The following is an 18,812-nucleotide window of genomic DNA, read 5'->3' on the forward strand; positions in this document are numbered from 1 at the left end:
GATCCGAGAGGATCCGGGCCCCTTTCGCATGTCGTCGCTACGGCGTGAGGCCGCAGACGGCGGCCGTGGCCGACAGGATCGCGGCGGCGACCGACGGCGACCGCTCGAGCGGGATGACCACGTCGCGATCCTCGACCCGGACCACGAGGTCGAACAGGGTGCCGACCTTGTCTTCGGCGATCGCGTGCGCATCGCACCGCTGCGGCGTCAGGGCGACCGTCATGGTCGAGGGAGGGTCGTCCGCGCGCACGGTCACGTCCAGCGGCGTCTCGCTGCCGGCGGGGAAGCGCAGCAGGGGAGTGCCTCGCAGGGCGCGGAGTTCGGCCGTCCCCGCCCCGGCATCGCCCGTCGGCTCGATCGAGACCTCGAGATCGATGGTTCCGCCTTCACCCACCGCCGCCGACGCGACCGAGATCCGGGCGACGGATGCCACGGCCTCCCGACCGCACTCGGTCTCGGCCAAACGAGCGAGCACGCCGAGCTCGTCGGTGACGTCCAGCGTCGCGTCACGGCGGCCCCCGTCTTCTTCGAGGCGCAGTACCGCCCGGGCCGACGGATCCTCCGTGACGCACCGCAGCGCGGGCAGCGTCACCGGGAGGTCCGCCGTCCGGCCCGGGGACAGCGTCACGGGTCGCTTCGTCTCGCCGCCGCCCGGCTCCGCGAGCACGGGAGAGGTGAGCGTTGCAGACGTCACGACGACGGCGGAGTCGCCGTCGTTCGTCACCCGGAGCTGCACGCGGCCCGGAGCGATGTCGCCGCGTTGCTGCACCAGCGCGACCGAGACCGTCGGCGGCGGGGTACTGCTCGCGCATGACGAGAGCGCGACGCCCACGATGGTGAGCGCCGCGCTCGCGGCATATCGGCGTCGGATCAGGCGGGTGACTCCCGGTTGTCGCGCTTCGCGTCCTCGTCGGCCGCGAGGGTACCGAGGTACAGCTCGATGACGCGGGGGTCGGTGAGCAGCTCGCGGCCGGTGCCGGCGTACGCGTCCTTACCCTGGTCGAGCACGTAGGCGCGGTGGCAGATCTGCAGGCAGCGGCGGGCGTTCTGCTCGACCATGATGATCGTCACCCCGGCGCGGTTGATCTCGGCGACCCGGAGGAACGTCTCGTCCTGACGCACGGGCGACAGACCCGCGGACGGCTCGTCGAGCAGGAGCACCGACGGGTCCATCATGAGCGCTCGACCCATGGCGACCATCTGGCGCTCACCGCCCGAGAGCGAGCCCGCGCGCTGACGGCGTCGCTTGGCCAGTTCGGGGAACAGTCCGCTGACGAACTCGAACCGCTCGGCGAAGACCTTGGGCCGCTGGAAGAGACCCATCTGCAGGTTCTCTTCGATCGACAGGCTCGGGAACACGTTGTTGTTCTGCGGGACCATGCCGACGCCCTTGCCGACGAGCTTGTCGGCCTTGAGCGAGGTGATGTCCTCGCCGTTGAGCAGCACGGCGCCGCCGCGGATCTTCACCTGACCGAAGATGGCCTTCAGCAGCGTCGACTTGCCGGCGCCGTTCGGGCCGATGATCCCGATGAGGTCGCCCTGGTACGCGTCGACCGTGCAGCCGTTCAGGATGTTCACGCCCGGCAGGTAGCCGGCCACGAGGTCATCGGTGCGCAGCACCGCGGTGCGGGTGGTGGTGGCGGTGTCTGTCATCAGAGCTTCCCGTCCTTCTCGTCGGCGATGAGCTCCGCTTCCGCCTCGGCGGCGGCCTCGGCCTGGATGGTCTCGAGCTGCGACGTGGTCATGTCGCCGAGATCGGTGTCGTGGTGGGCGCCGAGGTAGGCGTCGATGACGGCCTGGTCGCTCATGACGGTCTCCGGCGGCCCTTCCGCCACGACGCGACCCTCGGCCATGACGACGACCCAGTCCGAGATGTGACGGACCATGTGCATGTCGTGCTCGACGAACAGCACGCTCATCCCCTCCTTCTTGAGGTCGAGGATGTGCCCGAGCAGGCTCTGCGTGAGCGCCGGGTTCACGCCGGCCATGGGCTCGTCGAGCATGACGAGCTTGGGGTCGCTCATGAGCGCGCGCGCCATCTCGAGGAGCTTGCGCTGGCCGCCCGAGAGCGACGCGGCGAAGTCCTCGCGTTTGGCGTCGAGCTTGAACCGCCGCAGCAGGTCGTCGGCTCGCGTGGTGTTCTCGGACTCCTGCGAACGCCAGATCGCCGGGATCAGGGCGCGGAAGATGTTCTCGCCCTTCTGCCCACGGGCTCCGAGCAGCATGTTCTGCAGCACCGAGAGACGCCCGAGCGACTTGGTGAGCTGGAACGTGCGGACCATGCCCTTGCGCGACACCTTGAACGCGGGGACGCCGGCGAGGTTCGACCCCTCGAAGCTCCAACTGCCCGTGTTGGGCTTGTCGAAGCCCGTGAGCAGGTTGAACAGGGTGGTCTTCCCGGCACCGTTGGGGCCGATGAGAGCGGTGATCTGCCCGCGCGGGATCTCGAGGTGGTCGACGTCGACGGCCTTGAGGCCGCCGAACTGGCGCGTGACGTTGTCGGCGACGACGATCGGGTCGACCTTGGCGCAGCCGGGTCCGACCTCGCCCTTGACGAGCGGGTGGGTGACGGTCGTGTCAGACATTGAACGACAGCTCCTTCTTGTTGCCGAAGATGCCCTGTGGTCGGAAGATCACGAGGAGCATCAGTCCGATGCCGACGAGGATGAAACGCACCTGCCCTGTCTGGGTGCTGGACATGAAGCCCAGGATGCCGACATCCCGCAGTCCCACGATGATGCCGTTGGACAGCGACAGGAGCACCCAGAACAGCATCGCGCCGACGATCGGCCCGAGCAGGGTGGCCGCGCCTCCGAGGAGGAGCGCCGTCCAGATGAAGAACGTCAGCGCCGTGCCGTAGTTACCGGGCTGCACCGCGCGGGGGAGGATGAACACCACTCCCGCGAGGCCGCCCATGACGCCGCCGAGCACGAGCGCCTGCATCTTGTAGGCGTAGACGTTCTTGCCGAGGCTGCGCACGGCATCCTCGTCTTCACGGATGCCCTTCACGACGCGACCCCACGGGCTGCGCATGAGGAGGAAGACGAGGAGCGTCGCGATGATGACGAGGGCCCACCCGAACAGGCGCACCCACCAGTCGTTCGCCGAGTAGGTCCACGGGCCGATGCCGTAGGTGCCGCCCGGCAGGGGGTTCAGTGCTTGGAACTCGCGGTTGTAGCCGTTCAGACCCTGCGAGCCGCCCGTGATGTCGGTCAGACCGACCGTCGAGACGACGTAGCGCACGATCTCGGCCGCCGCGATCGTGACGATCGCGAGGTAGTCGGCGCGCAGGCGCAGGGTCGGGATGCCGAGGATGAAAGCGAACAGCACGGAAGCGGCGATCGCGATGAGGATCGCGAGCCACACGGGAGCCGAGAGCGAGAGGGTCGCGATGGCGAAGGCGTAGGCGCCGACGGCCATGAAGCCCGCCTGACCGAAGTTGAGCAGTCCGGCGTAGCCGAAGTGCACGCTGAGGCCGATGGCGGCGAGGGCGTAGGCCGCGGTGGTCGGGCTGATGAGCTCGCCCGCGGCGTTGTTGAAGATCGAAAGCCAGTCCATGTCGTCTTTCCTCAGCCGATCCGCTCTTTACGACCGAGCACACCTTGCGGCCGGAACAGCAGCACGCCGATGAGCACGATCAGGGCCACCGCGTACCGAAGGTCGGGTGGGATGACGATGGTGGACAGTTCCGTGATGATGCCGATGATCAGCGATCCCACGAGGGCACCGAAGGCGCTGCCGAGACCGCCGAGGGTCACGGCGGCGAACAGAAGGAGCAGGATCGCGAAGCCCATGTCCCACGTGACACCGCGGTAGAGGCCGTAGAGCACGCCCGACAGGCCCGTGAGAGCACCCGCCATGACCCACACGATGCGGATCACGCGGTCGACGTTGATGCCGGAGGCTGCGGCGAGCGAGGCGTTGTCGCTCACGGCGCGCGTGGCCTTTCCGATCCGCGTGCGGGTGAGGAAGTAGCCCACGGCTGCGAGCATCACGATGCTCACGCCCATGCTGATGATCGAGGTGAGGGTCACCGTGACGGGGCCGATGGTGACGTTGTCGGTGATCCCCGTCGTGATGTTCCGCGTGCCACCGTCGAAGAAGTAGAGGTAGAGGTACCGCAGGACGATCGACAGACCGATCGTCACGATGAGCACCTGGACCAGTCCGACCCCGCGTTTGCGGAGGGGTTTGAAGAGCACGGCATCCTGTGTCCAGCCGAGCGCGGCCGAGAGGGCGACCGTCAGCACCACCGCCAACAGGAGGTTCCACCCCATGGCGGTGAAGACGTAGAAGATGATCGCGCCGAAGGTGAGCATCTCGCCGTGGGCGAAGTTGTTGACGCCGGTCGTCCCGAAGATCAGCGAGATGCCGATCGCGGCCAGGGCCAGCAGGAGGCCGAAGTTGAGGCCGTAGAAGAAGCGCGAGAACAGCGTGTCCCAGATCGATCCGGAGGCCGCGGTTCCTTCTCCCGTGGGGAAGAGGACGTTGACCGTGTTGGTGGTCCCGATCGTCACGTCGCGGGTGATGTTGTCGGGGTCACGCGGGACGACGCCGTCCGGGAGCGTGTCGACCTTGAGCTCGGCGGTGTACTCGCCGGGCCCGGGAACCGAGACGGCCCAGCGACCGTCGGCGCCGGTGGTGCCCACCTCGGAGAAACCAGACCCCTCGACCGCGATCTCGACGCCCTCGACGGGGTCGTCGCCGGCGCGGATGATGCCGCCGATCGTGTACTGGGTGGAGACGTCGCCGGTTCCGGCCGAAGCGGCCGGGGTGGGGGCGGTCGTCGTCTGGGCGCTCGCGGGTGACGCGAGGAACAGGCTCAGGACGGCGACGGCGCTCGCGAGGAACGCCACGAGGATGGCCATGCGGGATAGGGTGCGCGATCGTATCGCGGTGGGGGAGGGATAACCCACGGAGTCTCCAGTTCGGCAGCGCTGACGAAGTCGTCCCGTCAGCTTCGACGGTCGACGCTACGAGCGTAATGTGTCGCGGGTGTTTCACCGACTGGCTTGTTAGCGAACCGTGTCATCACGAGTGCGTACGGCGGCCGGACCTCTCGGGAACAATTCCCAGGCTCTCGACGCTTAGAATTCCATCGGACGTCCCTTTCACACAGGCGCTACGGCGCAGGAGGATCCATGGAGCAGCACGACCCCTTCGGTTTCATCGGACTGACGTATGACGACGTGTTGCTCCTTCCCGGGCACACCGACGTCATCCCGAGCGAAGCGGACACGTCGTCGCGCCTCACCCGTCGCATCACCGTTGCCACCCCTCTTCTTTCGTCCGCTATGGACACCGTGACCGAGGCACGCATGGCGATCGCGATCGCGCGTCAGGGTGGCATCGGAATCGTGCACCGCAACCTCTCGATCGAAGACCAGGCGGCGATCGTCGACCAGGTCAAGCGCAGCGAGTCGGGCATGGTGTCGAACCCCATCACGACGACTCCGGATGCCACCGTCGCCGAGGTCGACGCGATGTGCGCCCAGTACCGCATCTCGGGTCTTCCCGTCGTCGACCCCGACGGTGTGCTGGTGGGCATCATCACCAACCGCGACATGCGCTTCGTCTCGGGCTTCGAGCGTCAGACGACCCTCGTCAAAGACGTGATGACGAAAGAGGGACTGATCACCGGGCACGTCGGCATCCACGCCAACGACGTCATCGCGACGTTCGCCAAGCACCGCGTCGAGAAGCTGCCCCTCGTCGACGACGAGGGCAAGCTCGCCGGCCTGATCACCATCAAGGACTTCGACAAGAGCGAGAAGTACCCCCTCGCGACCAAGGACGACCAGGGCCGCCTGCGCGTCGGTGCCGCCATCGGCTTCTTCGGCGACGCGTGGCAGCGCGCCGAGGCGCTGCGTGACGCGGGCGTCGACGTCCTCGTGGTCGACACCGCCAACGGGCAGTCCGCGGGGGTCATCGACATCGTGACGCGCCTCAAGGCCGACGAGTCGTTCGCCCACATCGACGTCATCGGCGGCAACGTCGCCACCCGCGAGGGCGCTCAGGCGCTCATCGACGCGGGAGTGGATGCCGTCAAGGTCGGCGTCGGACCCGGCTCGATCTGCACCACCCGCGTCGTGGCCGGTGTCGGCGTGCCGCAGGTCACCGCCATTTACGAGGCCGCGCAGGCCGCGATCCCCGCGGGCGTGCCGGTCATCGCCGACGGCGGTCTGCAGTACTCGGGCGACATCGCCAAGGCGCTCGTCGCGGGCGCCGACACCGTGATGCTCGGCTCGCTGCTCGCGGGGACCGACGAGTCGCCGGGCGAGATCGTCTTCCAGGGCGGCAAGCAGTTCAAGCAGTACCGCGGCATGGGTTCGCTCGGTGCGCTGCAGACCCGCGGCAAGAAGACGTCGTACTCGAAGGACCGCTACTTCCAGGCCGACGTCCCCAGCGACGACAAGCTCATCCCCGAGGGCATCGAGGGCCAGGTGCCGTACCGCGGCCCCGTATCGGCGGTCGCCTACCAGCTCATCGGTGGGCTGCGTCAGTCGATGTTCTACGTCGGCGCGCGCACCGTCGAAGAGTTGAAGACCAAGGGCAAGTTCGTCCGCATCACCTCGGCGGGCCTGAAGGAATCGCACCCGCACGACGTGCAGATCGTCGTCGAGGCGCCGAACTACAAGAAGTAACGCGTCATTCGAGTGGGGCCGGGCAGGTGACTGCCCGGCCCTCTCTCGTGCGCGATCGTGGGGCGGACGAGGGTCCGCTAAGCTGGTGGGCTCGCTTCCCGGCGGGCCGACCGGCGAACGGCGCACGCGCGTTCGAGGTCGACGCCACCGCCACGAGCGGTCGACCGGAATCTCCCCATGGGCTACCTCGACCTCACCGCCATCTCGTTCACCCTGCCCGACGGGCGGCCCCTCCTCGACGAGGTGACGTTCCGCGTGGGGGAGGGCGTGACGACCGCGCTCGTCGGTCCGAACGGGGCGGGCAAGTCGACGCTGCTTCGCATCGTGCGCGGCGAGGAGAAGGCCCACGGCGGTGCGATCGCGATCGGCGGCTCCCTCGGGGTGATGGATCAGTTCATCGGCCACGGGAAATCCGGCGAGACCGTCCACGACCTCCTCGTCGCGGTGTCGCCCGCGCGCATCCGTCGCGCGGCGCTCGAGCTCGAGGCATCCGAGAACGCCCTCATCGAACACGACGACCTCGACACCCAGATGCGGTACGCCGCGGCGCTCGCCGACTACGCCGACGCGGGCGGGTACGAGCACGAGACGGTCTGGGACACGTGCGCGATCGCCGCTCTCGGAGTGCCGTACGAGCGAGCGCGGTTCCGGGAGCTGGGCACCCTGTCGGGAGGGGAGCAGAAGAGGCTGGCCCTCGAGGCGCTGCTGCGCGGCCCCGACGACGTTCTCCTGCTCGACGAGCCCGACAACTACCTCGACGTCCCCGGCAAGCGCTGGCTCGAGGACCAGTTGCGCGCCACCGCGAAGACCGTTCTCCTCGTCTCTCACGATCGCGAGCTCCTCGCTCGCGCGGCCGACCGCATCGTGACCCTCGAGACGGGCAGCGCCGGCAGCACCGCGTGGGTGCACGGTGGCAGCTTCGCGACGTACGCGGAGGCCCGCGAGGACCGCATGGCGCGGCTCGACGAGCTGCGCCGCCGCTGGGACGAGGAGCATGAGAAGCTCCGGGCCCTCGTCGCGCGTATGAAGGTCGCCGCCGCCGCCAACGACGGTTTCGCCTCGCGCTATCAGGCCGCGGTGACCCGACTGACGAAGTTCGAGGCGGCAGGTCCGCCCCAGGAGCGCCCGCCCGAGCAGGATCTGCAGCTGCGCCTGCGGGGCGCCCGCACGGGCAAGCGCGCGGTCATCGCCGAGAAGCTCGAGCTGACCGGGCTCATGAAGCCGTTCGACCTGGAGGTCTGGTTCGGCGACCGTGTCGCGGTCCTCGGATCCAACGGCTCGGGCAAGTCGCACTTCCTGCGGCTGTTGGCCGCGGGGGGCACTGATCCCGACGCACGTCTGGGACACGTGACCACCGTCGGCTCCGGACTCGACCGGGTCGCCCACACCGGCAGAGCGATCCTCGGGGCGCGCGTCGTACCCGGGTGGTTCGCCCAGACGCATCGGCATCCGGAGTTCGTCGGGCGAACGCTCCTCGATCTGCTTCACCGCGGTGACGACAACAGAAGGGGGATGCCACGGGATGCCGCGAGCTCGGCCCTCGACCGCTACGGTCTCGTCGCCCAGGCGGAGCAGGACTTCGACACGCTGAGCGGTGGGCAGCAGGCGCGGTTCCAGGTGCTCCTCCTCGAGCTGTCGGGGACGACCCTGCTGCTGCTCGACGAACCCACGGACAACCTCGACCTCGCGTCGGCCGAGGCTCTCGAAGACGCCCTCGCGCGATTCGAGGGGACGGTGCTCGCAGTGACGCACGACCGGTGGTTCGCGCGGTCCTTCGACCGGTTCCTCGTGTTCGGGTCGGACGGCGAGGTGTACGAGTCATCCGAGCCGGTCTGGGACGAGCAGCGCGTCGTGCGGGCGCGGTGACCGTTGCGCCGGTGATCGTCGCGGCTACGCTGTGCGCATGATCCGGCGGAGGATTCACCCCGAGGCATCCGTCTCGGCCCGGCGCACCGAGGCGTTCACCGACGGGGTGTTCGCCATCGCGGCGACGCTCCTCGTCCTGGGTCTCACCGACCAGTCCCTCGGTACGGTGCGCACGAACGACGACCTCGCTCAGGGTCTTCTCGCGCTGGCGCACCCGGTGTTCTCGTTCGTCATCAGCTTCCTCATCCTGTGCGTGATGTGGATGACGCACGTGAAGCAGTTCGAGTGGATCGTTCGGATCGACGACACGGGGATGTGGCTGAACAACATCCGTCTGCTCCTGGTCGTGCTGGTGCCCTTCACATCCTCGCTGAACACGTCGTACGACGGCCTGCTGCTCGGGCGGATTCTGCTGCCGATCAACTTCTTCCTCGCGATCGTGGTCGGCTGGGTGCAGTGGGCCTGGGCCGTGCGATCGGGGGCTGTCGCCGATCTGTCGGAGGACGACGCGCGGCGACTGGGCAGGGCCGGCCTCAGCGCGGTGATCATCAGTGCCGCGGCCGTGGCGCTCAGCCCCTGGATCGGATCGCTCGCCTTCCTCCTCTTCGCCGTCGACGGACTGTTGACGCGCCTCCTGCGCGGAGCCGATGCCCCGCTTTCGGCCGACGGTCCACCGGCGACCGGCGGCGGGGTCGGAGGTCGCGGGTAGGCTGGGCGGGTGACCATGGAGATCGACCTCGGCCGCGCCAAGCGCGCCCGCCGCGCCTACACCTTCGACGACATCGCCGTCGTGCCGTCGCGACGGACGCGCAACCCCGAAGACGTGTCCACGGCGTGGACGATCGACGCCTTCTCGTTCGAGATCCCGGTGCTCGGCGCCCCCATGGACTCGGTCGTCAGCCCCCGCACAGCCATCGAGCTCGGTCGTCTGGGCGGTCTGGGCGTGCTCGACCTCGAGGGTCTCTGGACGCGGTACGACGACCCCGAGCCGCTCCTCGCCGAGATCGCCGGGCTGCCGGATGCCGATGCCACCCGCCGCATGCAGCAGCTCTACTCCGAGCCGATCAAACCCGAACTCGTGCGCGATCGTCTCGCCGAGATCCGCGCCGCGGGCGTGACCGTGGCCGGAGCCCTGACGCCGCAGCGTACCCACGACCTGTACGAGACGGTCGTGGCCGCGGGGGTCGACCTCTTCGTCATCCGCGGGACGACGGTGTCGGCCGAGCACGTGTCGAGCGTGGCCGAGCCGCTCAACCTCAAGAAGTTCATCTACGACCTCGACGTCCCCGTCATCGTCGGCGGCGCCGCCACCTACACCGCGGCCCTGCACCTCATGCGCACGGGAGCCGCCGGCGTACTCGTCGGCTTCGGTGGGGGAGCCGCGTCCACGACGCGCGCCACGCTCGGACTGCACGCGCCGATGGCGACCGCTGTCGCCGACGTCGCCGGCGCTCGCCGCGACTACCTCGACGAGTCGGGCGGACGCTACGTGCACGTCATCGCCGACGGCGGTGTCGGCACCTCCGGTGACATCGTGAAGGCCCTCGCCATGGGCGCGGATGCCGTCATGCTCGGCGTCGCGCTCGCACGCGCCACCGACGCTCCCGGTCGCGGTTTCCACTGGGGACCGGAGGCCCACCACGCCAAGCTGCCCCGCGGGCGTCGCGTCGCGGTCGACCGTGTCGGTCCGCTCGAGCAGGTGCTCTACGGGCCTGCGCCCGTCGCAGACGGCACCGCGAACCTGATCGGCGCCCTGAAGAAGTCGATGGCCACGACCGGCTACTCCGACCTCAAGGAGTTCCAGCGCGTCGAGGTCGTCGTGGCCCCCTACGGACACTGATGCCGGAGTCCGCGTGACCTCGTCGCCCGCCATCGCTCCGGAGATCCCCGAGGTCTTCCCGCCGACGCTGCGCGAGGTGATGCTGCGTCCGCGATGGCTCGCGCTGCTGGCGTTCTCGCTGGTGGTCGCCGGGGTCCTCGCGTGGCTCGGACAGTGGCAGTTGGGGCGCGCGGTCGACACCGCGCCCTCCGAACCCGGGATGACCGAGATGGTGCGCCCCCTCGACGAGGTCGTGCAGCCGGGCGCCTATCTCGCCGAGCCCCTCGTCGGCCAACGCGTCGAGACGAGCGGGCGGTGGATCCCCTCGGACTTCATCGTCGTCTCGTCGCGCTTCAACGACGACGTCGAGGGCTACTGGGTCACGGGTCAGCTGCGGATCGATGACGGCGGAAAGCCGGCATCGATCGCGGTCGCGCTCGGCTGGGCGCCCACCCTCGACGCCGCAGACGCCGCCGCCGACGATCTCCGCGCTGCCGCCGAAGCCGATCCCACCGCACGAGTCGACGTCACGGGGCGCCTGATCTCCGACGAGGGGCCGGCGCGTCCGGCTTCCGGCGTCGACCCGCAGACGCTGACGCGCATGTCGCCCGCGATGCTGCTCGGTCGGTGGCACGACGTCGACGGCGTCGCGGTGTACCGCCAGTACGTGGCGTCGCAGACGGCGATCGGGCCGCTCGAGGCGATCTCGTCGCCGGCTCCGGACGAGCGTTCCCGCGTCAACTGGTTGAACATCTTCTACGCGGCGGAGTGGGCGATCTTCGCCGGCTTCGCGCTGTACCTCTGGTACCGCCTGGCCCGCGACGCGTGGGAGAAAGAGGTCGAAGACCTCGAAGACGCCCAGGAAGAGGCGCAGGCGGCGGGGCCGCCGGTTCCTCGCGACTAGACTTGGCGCATGCCGCGTCCCCCGAAACTCGCCTCTTTCCCGGCGATCCGCGGAGCCCTGACCTTCTACCAGATCTGCTCGATCATCACCGGTATCGGCCTTCTGCTGCTGGTCACCGAGATGATCCTGAAGTACACGCCCATCCACGTGGAGCTGTTCCTGGGCGGATCCGGCGGGTTCCTGTGGTTCGCGGATGCCATCGCCGGCCCCGGATGCCAGTGGTTCTCGCTCTTCATCCCCGGCGGTGACGGGTGCGAGATGATCTCCACGGGTGATGGCGTCAACATCTCGTTGGCGATCCTGGTGGTGCACGGCTGGTTCTACGTCGTGTACCTCATCTCGTGCTTCCGCGTGTGGAGCCTGATGCGCTGGCCGTTCCGTCGGTTCGTCTTCCTGGCCCTCGGCGGCGTCGTCCCGTTCCTCTCCTTCATCCTCGAGGTGCGTACCGCCCGCGGCGTGCGCGCCTACCTCGCCGAGCGCGAAGCCGCCCTGGCATCCGCTCCCGTTCCCGCCCCGGAAGGCAACCGGTGACCGAACAGACCGAAACGTCCCAGCGCCCCGTCCTCGTCGTCGACTTCGGCGCCCAGTACGCGCAGCTGATCGCCCGCCGCGTCCGCGAAGCGGGCGTCTACAGCGAGATCGTGCCGCACACCGCCTCGGCAGAAGAGATCGCGGCCAAGAACCCCGTGGGCATCATCCTCTCCGGCGGGCCCTCGTCGGTGTATGAAGAGGGCGCCCCGAGCCTCGATGCCGGAGTCTTCGATCTCGACGTGCCGACGCTCGGCATCTGCTACGGCTTCCAGGTCATGGCCAAGGCCCTCGGCGGCGAGGTCGCGAACACCGGCCTGCGCGAGTACGGGGCGACGGATGCCACGATCGTGACCGAGGGCACGCTGCTCGAGGGGCAGCCGGTCGAACAGAACGTGTGGATGAGCCACGGTGACCAGGTGTCGCGGGCTCCCGAGGGCTTCGAGGTGCTCGCCCGCACCGCACACACGCCCGTCGCCGCCTTCGCGAGCGACGCACGTCGCATGTACGGCGTGCAGTGGCATCCCGAGGTCAAGCACTCCGACCACGGCCAGCACGTGCTCGAGAACTTCCTGCACAAGGCGGCGGGTCTCCCCGCCGACTGGAACAGCGGCAACGTGATCGCCGAGCAGGTCGAGCGCATCCGCCAGCAGGTCGGGACGTCGCGCGTCATCTCGGCGCTGTCGGGCGGCGTCGACTCCGCCGTGTCGACCGCCCTCGTGCACGAGGCCGTCGGCGACCAGCTGATCGCGGTGTTCGTCGACCACGGGCTGCTCCGCCAGGGCGAGCGCGAACAGGTCGAGAACGACTACGTCGCCTCGACCGGGGTGAAGCTCATCACCGTCGACGCGCGTGAGACCTTCCTGAACGCCCTCGCCGGCGTCAGCGACCCCGAGCAGAAGCGCAAGATCATCGGCCGCGAGTTCATCCGCGCTTTCGAGAAGGTGCAGGCCGACCTCGTCGCCGAGGCCAAGGCCGAGGGCGAGCAGGTGCGCTTCCTCGTGCAGGGCACGCTCTACCCCGACGTGGTCGAGTCCGGGGGCGGAACCGGTACGGCCAACATCAAGAGCCACCACAACGTGGGCGGGCTCCCCGAGGATCTGCAGTTCGAGCTCGTCGAACCGCTGCGCACCCTCTTCAAAGACGAGGTCCGCGCGATCGGTCGCGAGCTGGGTCTGCCCGAGGCGATCGTCGGCCGCCAGCCCTTTCCGGGGCCCGGTCTTGGCATCCGCATCGTGGGCGAGGTCACCGCTGACCGTCTCGAGATCCTGCGTGCGGCCGACGCCATCGCCCGCGCCGAGCTGACCAAGGCCGGCCTCGACGACGAGATCTGGCAGTGCCCGGTCGTACTCCTCGCCGATGTGCGCTCCGTCGGCGTGCAGGGCGACGGTCGCACCTACGGTCACCCCATCGTGCTGCGCCCGGTGTCGTCCGAGGACGCCATGACCGCGGACTGGACCCGCCTGCCCTACGACGTGCTGTCCAAGATCTCGAACCGCATCACCAACGAGGTGAAGGACGTCAACCGCGTGGTGCTCGACGTGACGTCGAAGCCGCCGGGGACGATCGAATGGGAGTGAGCCCTCGGCCACTCGCGCGGCAAGACGCCGTCGTCCTCCGGGCGGCGGCGTTTTTACTGCGCGCGTTGGTCGTGGTGCCCGGTTTGGGGCGCGAATCGGCGGTCGGGGCGGGGAATGGCGCGCCCCGAACGGATGAACACGCCCCAAGCGTGGGTACGCGGGTACCGGGATGCCAGGGGAGGATGGAGGCGTGATGCCGTTCCCCGACGCCTGGTACCTGATCCTTTCGAGCAGGCTCATCCCCGACCTCGACGGCGGGTACACGATCTCGACGCTCGCCCGCGCGCGTCAGATGGCGGATGCCGGCACTCAACCGCTTCTCCTCACCGTCGATCCGGGGACGCCCGACGCCCATGCCCAGCACCGCGCGACGTTCGTGGAGCGCGGGGCGGCGGCGGCATCCGAGGTCTTCCGTAATCTCTTCGATGAAGCGGTGGACGTCGAGGGAGGGGCCGCGGAGTGGCTGCGAGCGGCGGCCACGCCCGGCGAAGCCGATCCCACCCTGGAGTACCGCGACGTCTCGGGCGGCGCCGTCTCCCTGCCCAACGTCGTCGACCCCGATTGGCACCTGACGACGGCGCCGATCGTGATTCGGGATGCCGCGGGCGAGCCTGTCGGCGTCGTCGCCGGGTTCGGTGCGCTCTACCGCGCGTGGCTCACGCACCTCACCGGACAGCTCCGCGCGGAGAATCCGCGTCCCGTCGTCGTCATCTGCGAGTCGCGGCAGCTCGGGGAGCTGATCGTCGGGTGGGGAGACGATGACGTCCGGATCGTGCACACGGTCCACACGATCCACCTCGAAGCCCCTTATCGTGCTGACTCCGACCTCAACGCGCTCTGGACGCGATGGTTCGAGATCGCTCCGCGCTTCGACGCGGTGCTGTGGCCCACCGCACAGCAGCGTGACGATGTGCGCGAACGTTTCGGGACCGCGGCGAACGACCTCGTCGCGCCGCACGCCGTCCGCGCGCCGGAGAGGGTCGTCCCCGCGGCGGACCGCGACGCCGGTCGTGTCGTGGTGCTCGGTCGCCTCGCTCCCGGCAAACGTCTTCCCGCGGCCGTCCGCGCATTCGCCCGGGTCGTCGCCGAGGTCCCCACGGCGCGGCTGGAGCTGTGGGGAGCCGGCGCCCAGCGAGAGGCGCTCGAAGCCCTGGTCGCCGAGCTCGGCCTGGCGGGAAGTATCTCGCTGCCCGGGCTCACGAACGACCCCGGTGCCGTCCTCGACGGCGCGGCCGTGTACCTCACCACCTCGGCTTTCGAGGGGCAGGGGCTCGCCCTCGCCGAAGCCCTCGCGCACGGTACCCCCGTGGTGGCCTACGACATCCGCTACGGCCCGCGCGACATGCTCGCCGGGGGAGGTGGCATCCTGGTTCCGGATGGCGACGAGGGCGCCCTCGTCGCGGCCCTCGTTCGTGTGCTGACGGATGCCGAGGTGCGCGAGCGTCTGTCGACCGAGGCCGTGGACGCGGCGGCGACCCTGAGTCCGGCGCGCGCGATGCAGACGCTGGCCGCGGCGTGCGGGGAAGCCCTGTCACGCCCCCGGCGGCGCTGACCTCAGGCGCGGTCGGCGGCGCGGGCGGCTGACCGGACGGCGCTGACCGCGGCAGACGGAGAGCCGCGGAAAGCGGGCCCGTGGCCGGGGAGAACCCAGTCGGCGTCGAGGTCAGCGATGCGAGCCAGGGACGCCAGAGCCTCGGTCGGGTCGTCGGTGAAGGGGGCGGGACCCGGTCCCGTACGCCCTGTGAGGACGTGGCGGGTCGTGAGCGCATCGCCGACGAAGACGGCGCGGACTTCGGGGGAGAACACGGCGACGCTTCCCGGCGAGTGTCCGGGCATCGAGATCACGCGGGGCGCTCCGGGGAGGTCGAGAGTGGTGTCGCCGTCGATGCTCACCACCTCGGTCAGCCACTGCGGACGCATGCCCTTCCGGATGCCGAACGCGGCGAAGCTCAACAGCGGCCCGATGCGCATCGGCCCGACCGGGGCCTTCGGCTTGTCTCCACCCCGCGCGCGATCGGCGTCGGCGGCGTGGACGAAGACCGGGATGCCGTGGTCGCGACGCAGGCGCTCGGCGAAACCGACGTGGTCGCTGTCGCCGTGCGTCAGGACCACCCCGCGGATGTCGTCGATCGGACGGCCGATGGTGTCCAGCTCCCGCCGGAGATCGGCGTACATGCCGGGGAGGCCGGCATCGATCAGGGTGATGCCGGCGGGCGTGGTGATCAGGTAGGAGGCGACGATGTCGTTGCCGAGGCGGTGAAGGGAGGGGGCGAATCGCATGGGGTGACCTTTCGCGGGATGGCTACGAGCAATAGCCATGATAGCTTATATACGTAGCCATGAGGAGCGCTGAATGCCGACACCCGAACGAACATCTCTCGCCGAGATCGTCGCGCAGGCCGCCCGACTGCTGGAGAGCGGCGGTCCGACCGCCGTCACGATGCAGGCGGTGGCGGCGGCCGTCGGGGTCAAGGCCCCCTCGCTGTACAAGCGCGTGCGCGACCGGGAAGCGCTTCTCGGTCTGGTCGGGATCGCGACCGCGGACGACCTGACACGCCGACTGACGGATGCCGGGGGCGACCTCGCTGAGCTGCTCACCGTCTTTCGCCGCTTCGGTCAAGAGCGACCGGAAGCGTTCCGTCTGCTGTTCGCTTCGTCGATCGACCCCGAGAGGCTCGCGGCGACCAGCGAACCCGTGCTCCGCGCGACCGCGGCCGTCGTCGGTCCCGACCGTGCGCTCGATGCAGCGCGGTTGCTGACCTCGTGGGCGCTCGGATTCATCACGATGGAGCTGACGGGCGCCTTCCGTCTCGGGGGCGACCTCGACGAAGCCTTCGCGTACGGGATGCGTCACATCGTGGGCTCACTGACCTCGGGTCAGGACGCGGTGCGACCGGCCCAGGGGTCGTAGTCGGCGATCAGGTCCTCTTGCGCGGGACGTTCGGCATCCGGGACATGCTGCAGGTTCACCCGCACGCGGTACCAGAGCGAGCTCGAACCGCGCATGCCGTCGACGAGGATGTCGGCCGGGTGGAGGGCGTCCGCGGCTTCCGGATGCCGTGACTTCCACGTCTCGAGGGCATCGAGAGCTTCGGGCTTGGTCTTCGTGCGCGCGACCTCGATGAGAGGCATGGTCGAGGGGCGGCGACCGGAGCCGTCGGAGCCGCGCGGAGGCTTCTCGGCGGGCCCCAGCTCTTTCGCGAGAGCCAGGAGGGCGTCGAGGGATCCGGCCGCGTCGTCGATCCCGGCGTGCGGATCGCCGATCGCGCGGAAGCGCTCGGGCACGGTGAGGACGGTGAACTCTTCGGGGCGGCGGTCGCGGACCTCGTCCCACGTCAGCGGAGTCGACACGCGCGCGTCGGGGAGCGCCCGGATCGAGTACGCCGAGGCGACCGTGCGGTCCTTCGCGTTCTGGTTGAAGTCGACGAAGACGCTTTCGCCGCGTTCCTCCTTCCACCAGCGAGCGGTCGCGAGCCCGGGCGCGCGGTTCTCGACCTCGCGGGCGAGCGTCTCGGCGGCGAGGCGTACGTCGGCGTAGTCCCACTCGGGACGGATGCGCACGAGGATGTGGAGCCCCCGCGAGCCCGAGGTCTTCGGCCATCCGACGAGCCCGTGGTCTTCGAGGACCTCGCGGGCGATGAAGGCGACATCGACGATCTGTGCCCAGTCGACCCCGGGCATGGGGTCCAGATCGACGCGGAGCTCGTCGGGGTGGTCGAGGTCCTCAGCCCGAACGGGGTGAGGGTTGAGGTCGAGGCAGCCGAGGTTGACGACCCACGCCAGGCCCGCGGCATCCCGGATCACCGTCTCCTCGGCGGAGGTGCCGGAGGCGTAGTGGAGGGTTGCGGTGTCGATGAAGGCGGGGTGCTTGTCGGGCACACGCTTCTGGAAGAACGGCTCCTGGTCGAGGCCCTTCGAGAAACGCTTGAGCACCATCGGTCGGCCTCCTGCTCCCCGCAGGGCGCCCTCGGCGACGTCGAGGTAGTAGCGCACGAGGTCGAGCTTCGTCAGGCCGGGTTGCGGGAAGACGACGCGGTCGGGACTCGTGACACGCACCTCGTGGCCGTCGATGTCGAGGATCTCGGGGGGAGTCTTCGCGGGGCTCATGGCGCGAGGCTAGCGCCGACACCCACGCGTCGCGCACCCCTTGCGGCGCGCGCAGGCGGTGCGGCGCAGGTGCGGGATGCGCGAGCGTGCGGGGTGTGCGCGCCCGGCCGCAGGCGGTGCGGCGCAGGTGCGGGATGCGCGAGCGTGCGGGGTGTGCGCGCCCGGCCGCAGGCGGTGCGGCGCAGGTGCGGGATGCGCGAGCGTGCGGGGTGTGCGCGCCCGGCCGCAGGCGTTGAGTGTCCAAAACACCCGGACGATTCTCGGAAACCTCCGGGTGTTTTGGACACTCAACCGGGGGCGGGGTGGGGGTGCGAGCGGCGTGTCGAGGCGCGGGAGCGCGCGCCGGGAACGACGAAGGGCCGCCCCGGCACGGGACGGCCCTTCGTGCGAGGGTGCTTAGTTGTTGCCGCGCAGGATGGCGATGAGGCGCAGGATCTCGACGTACAGCCACACGACGGTGACCATGATGCCGAAGGCGCCGACCCAGCCGTAGACGCGAGCCGCGCCGTTACGCACGCCGCGCTGGATCTGGTCGAAGTCGAGCACGAGCGAGTACGCGGCCATGATGACCACGACGACACCGATGATCACGCCGAGCGGGATGCCGAGGATCTTGATGGTGCTGTACATGCCGAACGCGCCACCGGCGATCGGGGCGTTGAACAGCATCAGGACGATGTTGAGGAGGCCGAACACCATGTAGCCGACCATGGCGATCAGGAAGATCTTCGTGGCGCGGGCCGAGGCGCGCACCTTTCCGCTCGCGAAGAGCGCGAGGGTCACGCCGACGACGGAGAGCGTCGCGAGCGTCGCCTGGATGACGATGCCCGGGTAGATGAACTCGAAGAACGCCGAGATGCCACCGACGAACAGGCCCTCGAACGCCGCGTAGGCGAGGAACACGGGGACGGAGGGCTTCTTCTTGAAGATCGCGACCATCGCGAGCACGAAGCCGACGAGGCCACCGACGATCATCGGGGCGGCGCTGGGGCTGGGGTTCGCGACGCTGACGCCGGCCATCGACCAGATCCAGCCGACGACGGCGCCGACGACGAGCACGCCGAACAGCGCGAGCGTCTTGAAGACGGTGTCTTCGATCGTCATGCGATCGGTTTCGACGGCACCCGCCGCGGGGGCGGTGTACATGCCCTCGAGGTTGGCCGCCTCAGCAGCGGCCGCCGCGCTCGCGGCGGGAGCCGCGGGAGGGCTGTAACGGGTCTGGGCGCCGGCACGAGGGTCCTGGAACGCCGGGGTATTGAATGCCGGGTTGTTGAGGGCCACGGGGACTCACACTCCAAATGATGGTCATCACAGCACCGTGCTGTCACACAACACTAGCCGAGCAGGGTGCGAGATTCCTTGTG

17 protein-coding genes are annotated in these 18,812 nt (G+C 69.4%); 9 read left to right on the plus strand and 8 right to left on the minus strand.

Annotated elements, in window-relative coordinates; translation table 11 throughout:
• Positions 1-37: 37 nt before the first annotated feature.
• The 5 genes from ACMW4R_RS06885 to ACMW4R_RS06905 are packed head-to-tail and all read right to left on the minus strand — an operon-like array spanning position 38 to position 4,868.
• Entirely contained in the window at positions 38-832 is a 795-nt protein-coding gene (locus tag ACMW4R_RS06885; protein WP_418299499.1) for a hypothetical protein, read from the minus strand.
• A gap of 38 nt (positions 833-870) precedes the next feature.
• Complete coding sequence (locus tag ACMW4R_RS06890; RefSeq protein ID WP_418299500.1) at positions 871-1,653, minus strand: ABC transporter ATP-binding protein; 783 nt, start codon at positions 1,651-1,653, stop codon at positions 871-873.
• Entirely contained in the window at positions 1,653-2,585 is a 933-nt protein-coding gene (locus tag ACMW4R_RS06895; RefSeq protein WP_058614272.1) for an ABC transporter ATP-binding protein, read from the minus strand. The genes ACMW4R_RS06890 and ACMW4R_RS06895 overlap by 1 nt, the downstream gene beginning before the upstream one ends.
• Positions 2,578-3,558, minus strand: a complete 981-nt coding sequence (locus ACMW4R_RS06900; RefSeq protein WP_058597884.1) for a branched-chain amino acid ABC transporter permease — start codon at positions 3,556-3,558, stop codon at positions 2,578-2,580. The genes ACMW4R_RS06895 and ACMW4R_RS06900 overlap by 8 nt, the downstream gene beginning before the upstream one ends.
• Before the next feature lie 11 nt (positions 3,559-3,569).
• Positions 3,570-4,868 (minus strand): branched-chain amino acid ABC transporter permease, encoded by a 1,299-nt coding sequence (locus tag ACMW4R_RS06905; RefSeq protein WP_058597885.1) that lies wholly within the window; start codon positions 4,866-4,868, stop codon positions 3,570-3,572.
• 273 nt (positions 4,869-5,141) lie between these two features.
• Between ACMW4R_RS06905 and guaB the strand changes: the two genes are divergently transcribed.
• From guaB to ACMW4R_RS06945, 8 genes are all read left to right on the plus strand, one after another.
• Positions 5,142-6,644, plus strand: coding sequence for an IMP dehydrogenase (gene guaB, locus ACMW4R_RS06910; protein ID WP_058597886.1), 1,503 nt, complete (start codon positions 5,142-5,144; stop codon positions 6,642-6,644).
• A gap of 177 nt (positions 6,645-6,821) precedes the next feature.
• A complete protein-coding gene (locus ACMW4R_RS06915; RefSeq protein ID WP_058614270.1) occupies positions 6,822-8,510 on the plus strand; it encodes an ABC-F family ATP-binding cassette domain-containing protein in 1,689 nt (562 codons plus the stop codon).
• Positions 8,511-8,547: 37 nt separating this feature from the next.
• The gene (locus ACMW4R_RS06920; protein ID WP_418299501.1) at positions 8,548-9,219 is read left to right on the plus strand and encodes a TMEM175 family protein; all 672 of its coding nucleotides are present in this window, start codon (positions 8,548-8,550) and stop codon (positions 9,217-9,219) included.
• A gap of 15 nt (positions 9,220-9,234) precedes the next feature.
• Positions 9,235-10,350 (plus strand): GuaB3 family IMP dehydrogenase-related protein, encoded by a 1,116-nt coding sequence (locus ACMW4R_RS06925; protein WP_058597889.1) that lies wholly within the window; start codon positions 9,235-9,237, stop codon positions 10,348-10,350.
• Positions 10,351-10,363: 13 nt separating this feature from the next.
• On the plus strand, positions 10,364-11,233 hold the full coding sequence (locus ACMW4R_RS06930; protein ID WP_418299502.1) for an SURF1 family protein: 870 nt from the start codon (positions 10,364-10,366) through the stop codon (positions 11,231-11,233).
• Between the two features lie 9 nt (positions 11,234-11,242).
• A complete protein-coding gene (locus tag ACMW4R_RS06935) occupies positions 11,243-11,764 on the plus strand; it encodes a DUF3817 domain-containing protein (RefSeq protein ID WP_058614267.1) in 522 nt (173 codons plus the stop codon).
• Positions 11,761-13,341: a glutamine-hydrolyzing GMP synthase gene (gene guaA / locus ACMW4R_RS06940; RefSeq protein ID WP_058597892.1), complete on the plus strand. Its 1,581-nt coding sequence runs from the start codon at positions 11,761-11,763 to the stop codon at positions 13,339-13,341. Before ACMW4R_RS06935 ends, guaA begins: the two co-directional genes overlap by 4 nt.
• 193 nt (positions 13,342-13,534) lie before the next feature.
• The gene (locus ACMW4R_RS06945) at positions 13,535-14,893 is read left to right on the plus strand and encodes a glycosyltransferase (RefSeq protein ID WP_418299891.1); all 1,359 of its coding nucleotides are present in this window, start codon (positions 13,535-13,537) and stop codon (positions 14,891-14,893) included.
• Positions 14,894-14,895: 2 nt separating this feature from the next.
• Here ACMW4R_RS06945 and ACMW4R_RS06950 read toward each other — a convergent pair whose 3' ends face one another.
• Complete coding sequence (locus ACMW4R_RS06950) at positions 14,896-15,621, minus strand: MBL fold metallo-hydrolase (RefSeq protein ID WP_418299503.1); 726 nt, start codon at positions 15,619-15,621, stop codon at positions 14,896-14,898.
• Positions 15,622-15,694: 73 nt separating this feature from the next.
• Between ACMW4R_RS06950 and ACMW4R_RS06955 the strand changes: the two genes are divergently transcribed.
• Positions 15,695-16,252 carry a TetR-like C-terminal domain-containing protein gene (locus ACMW4R_RS06955; protein ID WP_058628719.1) on the plus strand — a complete coding sequence of 186 codons (558 nt, stop codon included), beginning with the start codon at positions 15,695-15,697 and terminating at the stop codon, positions 16,250-16,252.
• Here ACMW4R_RS06955 and ligD read toward each other — a convergent pair.
• Both ligD and ACMW4R_RS06965 read right to left on the minus strand, forming a co-directional pair.
• Positions 16,219-17,448: a non-homologous end-joining DNA ligase gene (ligD, locus tag ACMW4R_RS06960; RefSeq protein WP_418299504.1), complete on the minus strand. Its 1,230-nt coding sequence runs from the start codon at positions 17,446-17,448 to the stop codon at positions 16,219-16,221. The genes ACMW4R_RS06955 and ligD overlap by 34 nt on opposite strands.
• Before the next feature lie 396 nt (positions 17,449-17,844).
• Complete coding sequence (locus tag ACMW4R_RS06965) at positions 17,845-18,729, minus strand: Bax inhibitor-1/YccA family membrane protein (RefSeq protein WP_058598218.1); 885 nt, start codon at positions 18,727-18,729, stop codon at positions 17,845-17,847.
• Positions 18,730-18,812 lie beyond the last annotated feature (83 nt).

The sequence above is a fragment of the Microbacterium sp. S1037 genome, assembly GCF_048381605.1.
GTDB classification, from domain to species: domain Bacteria; phylum Actinomycetota; class Actinomycetes; order Actinomycetales; family Microbacteriaceae; genus Microbacterium; species Microbacterium testaceum_B.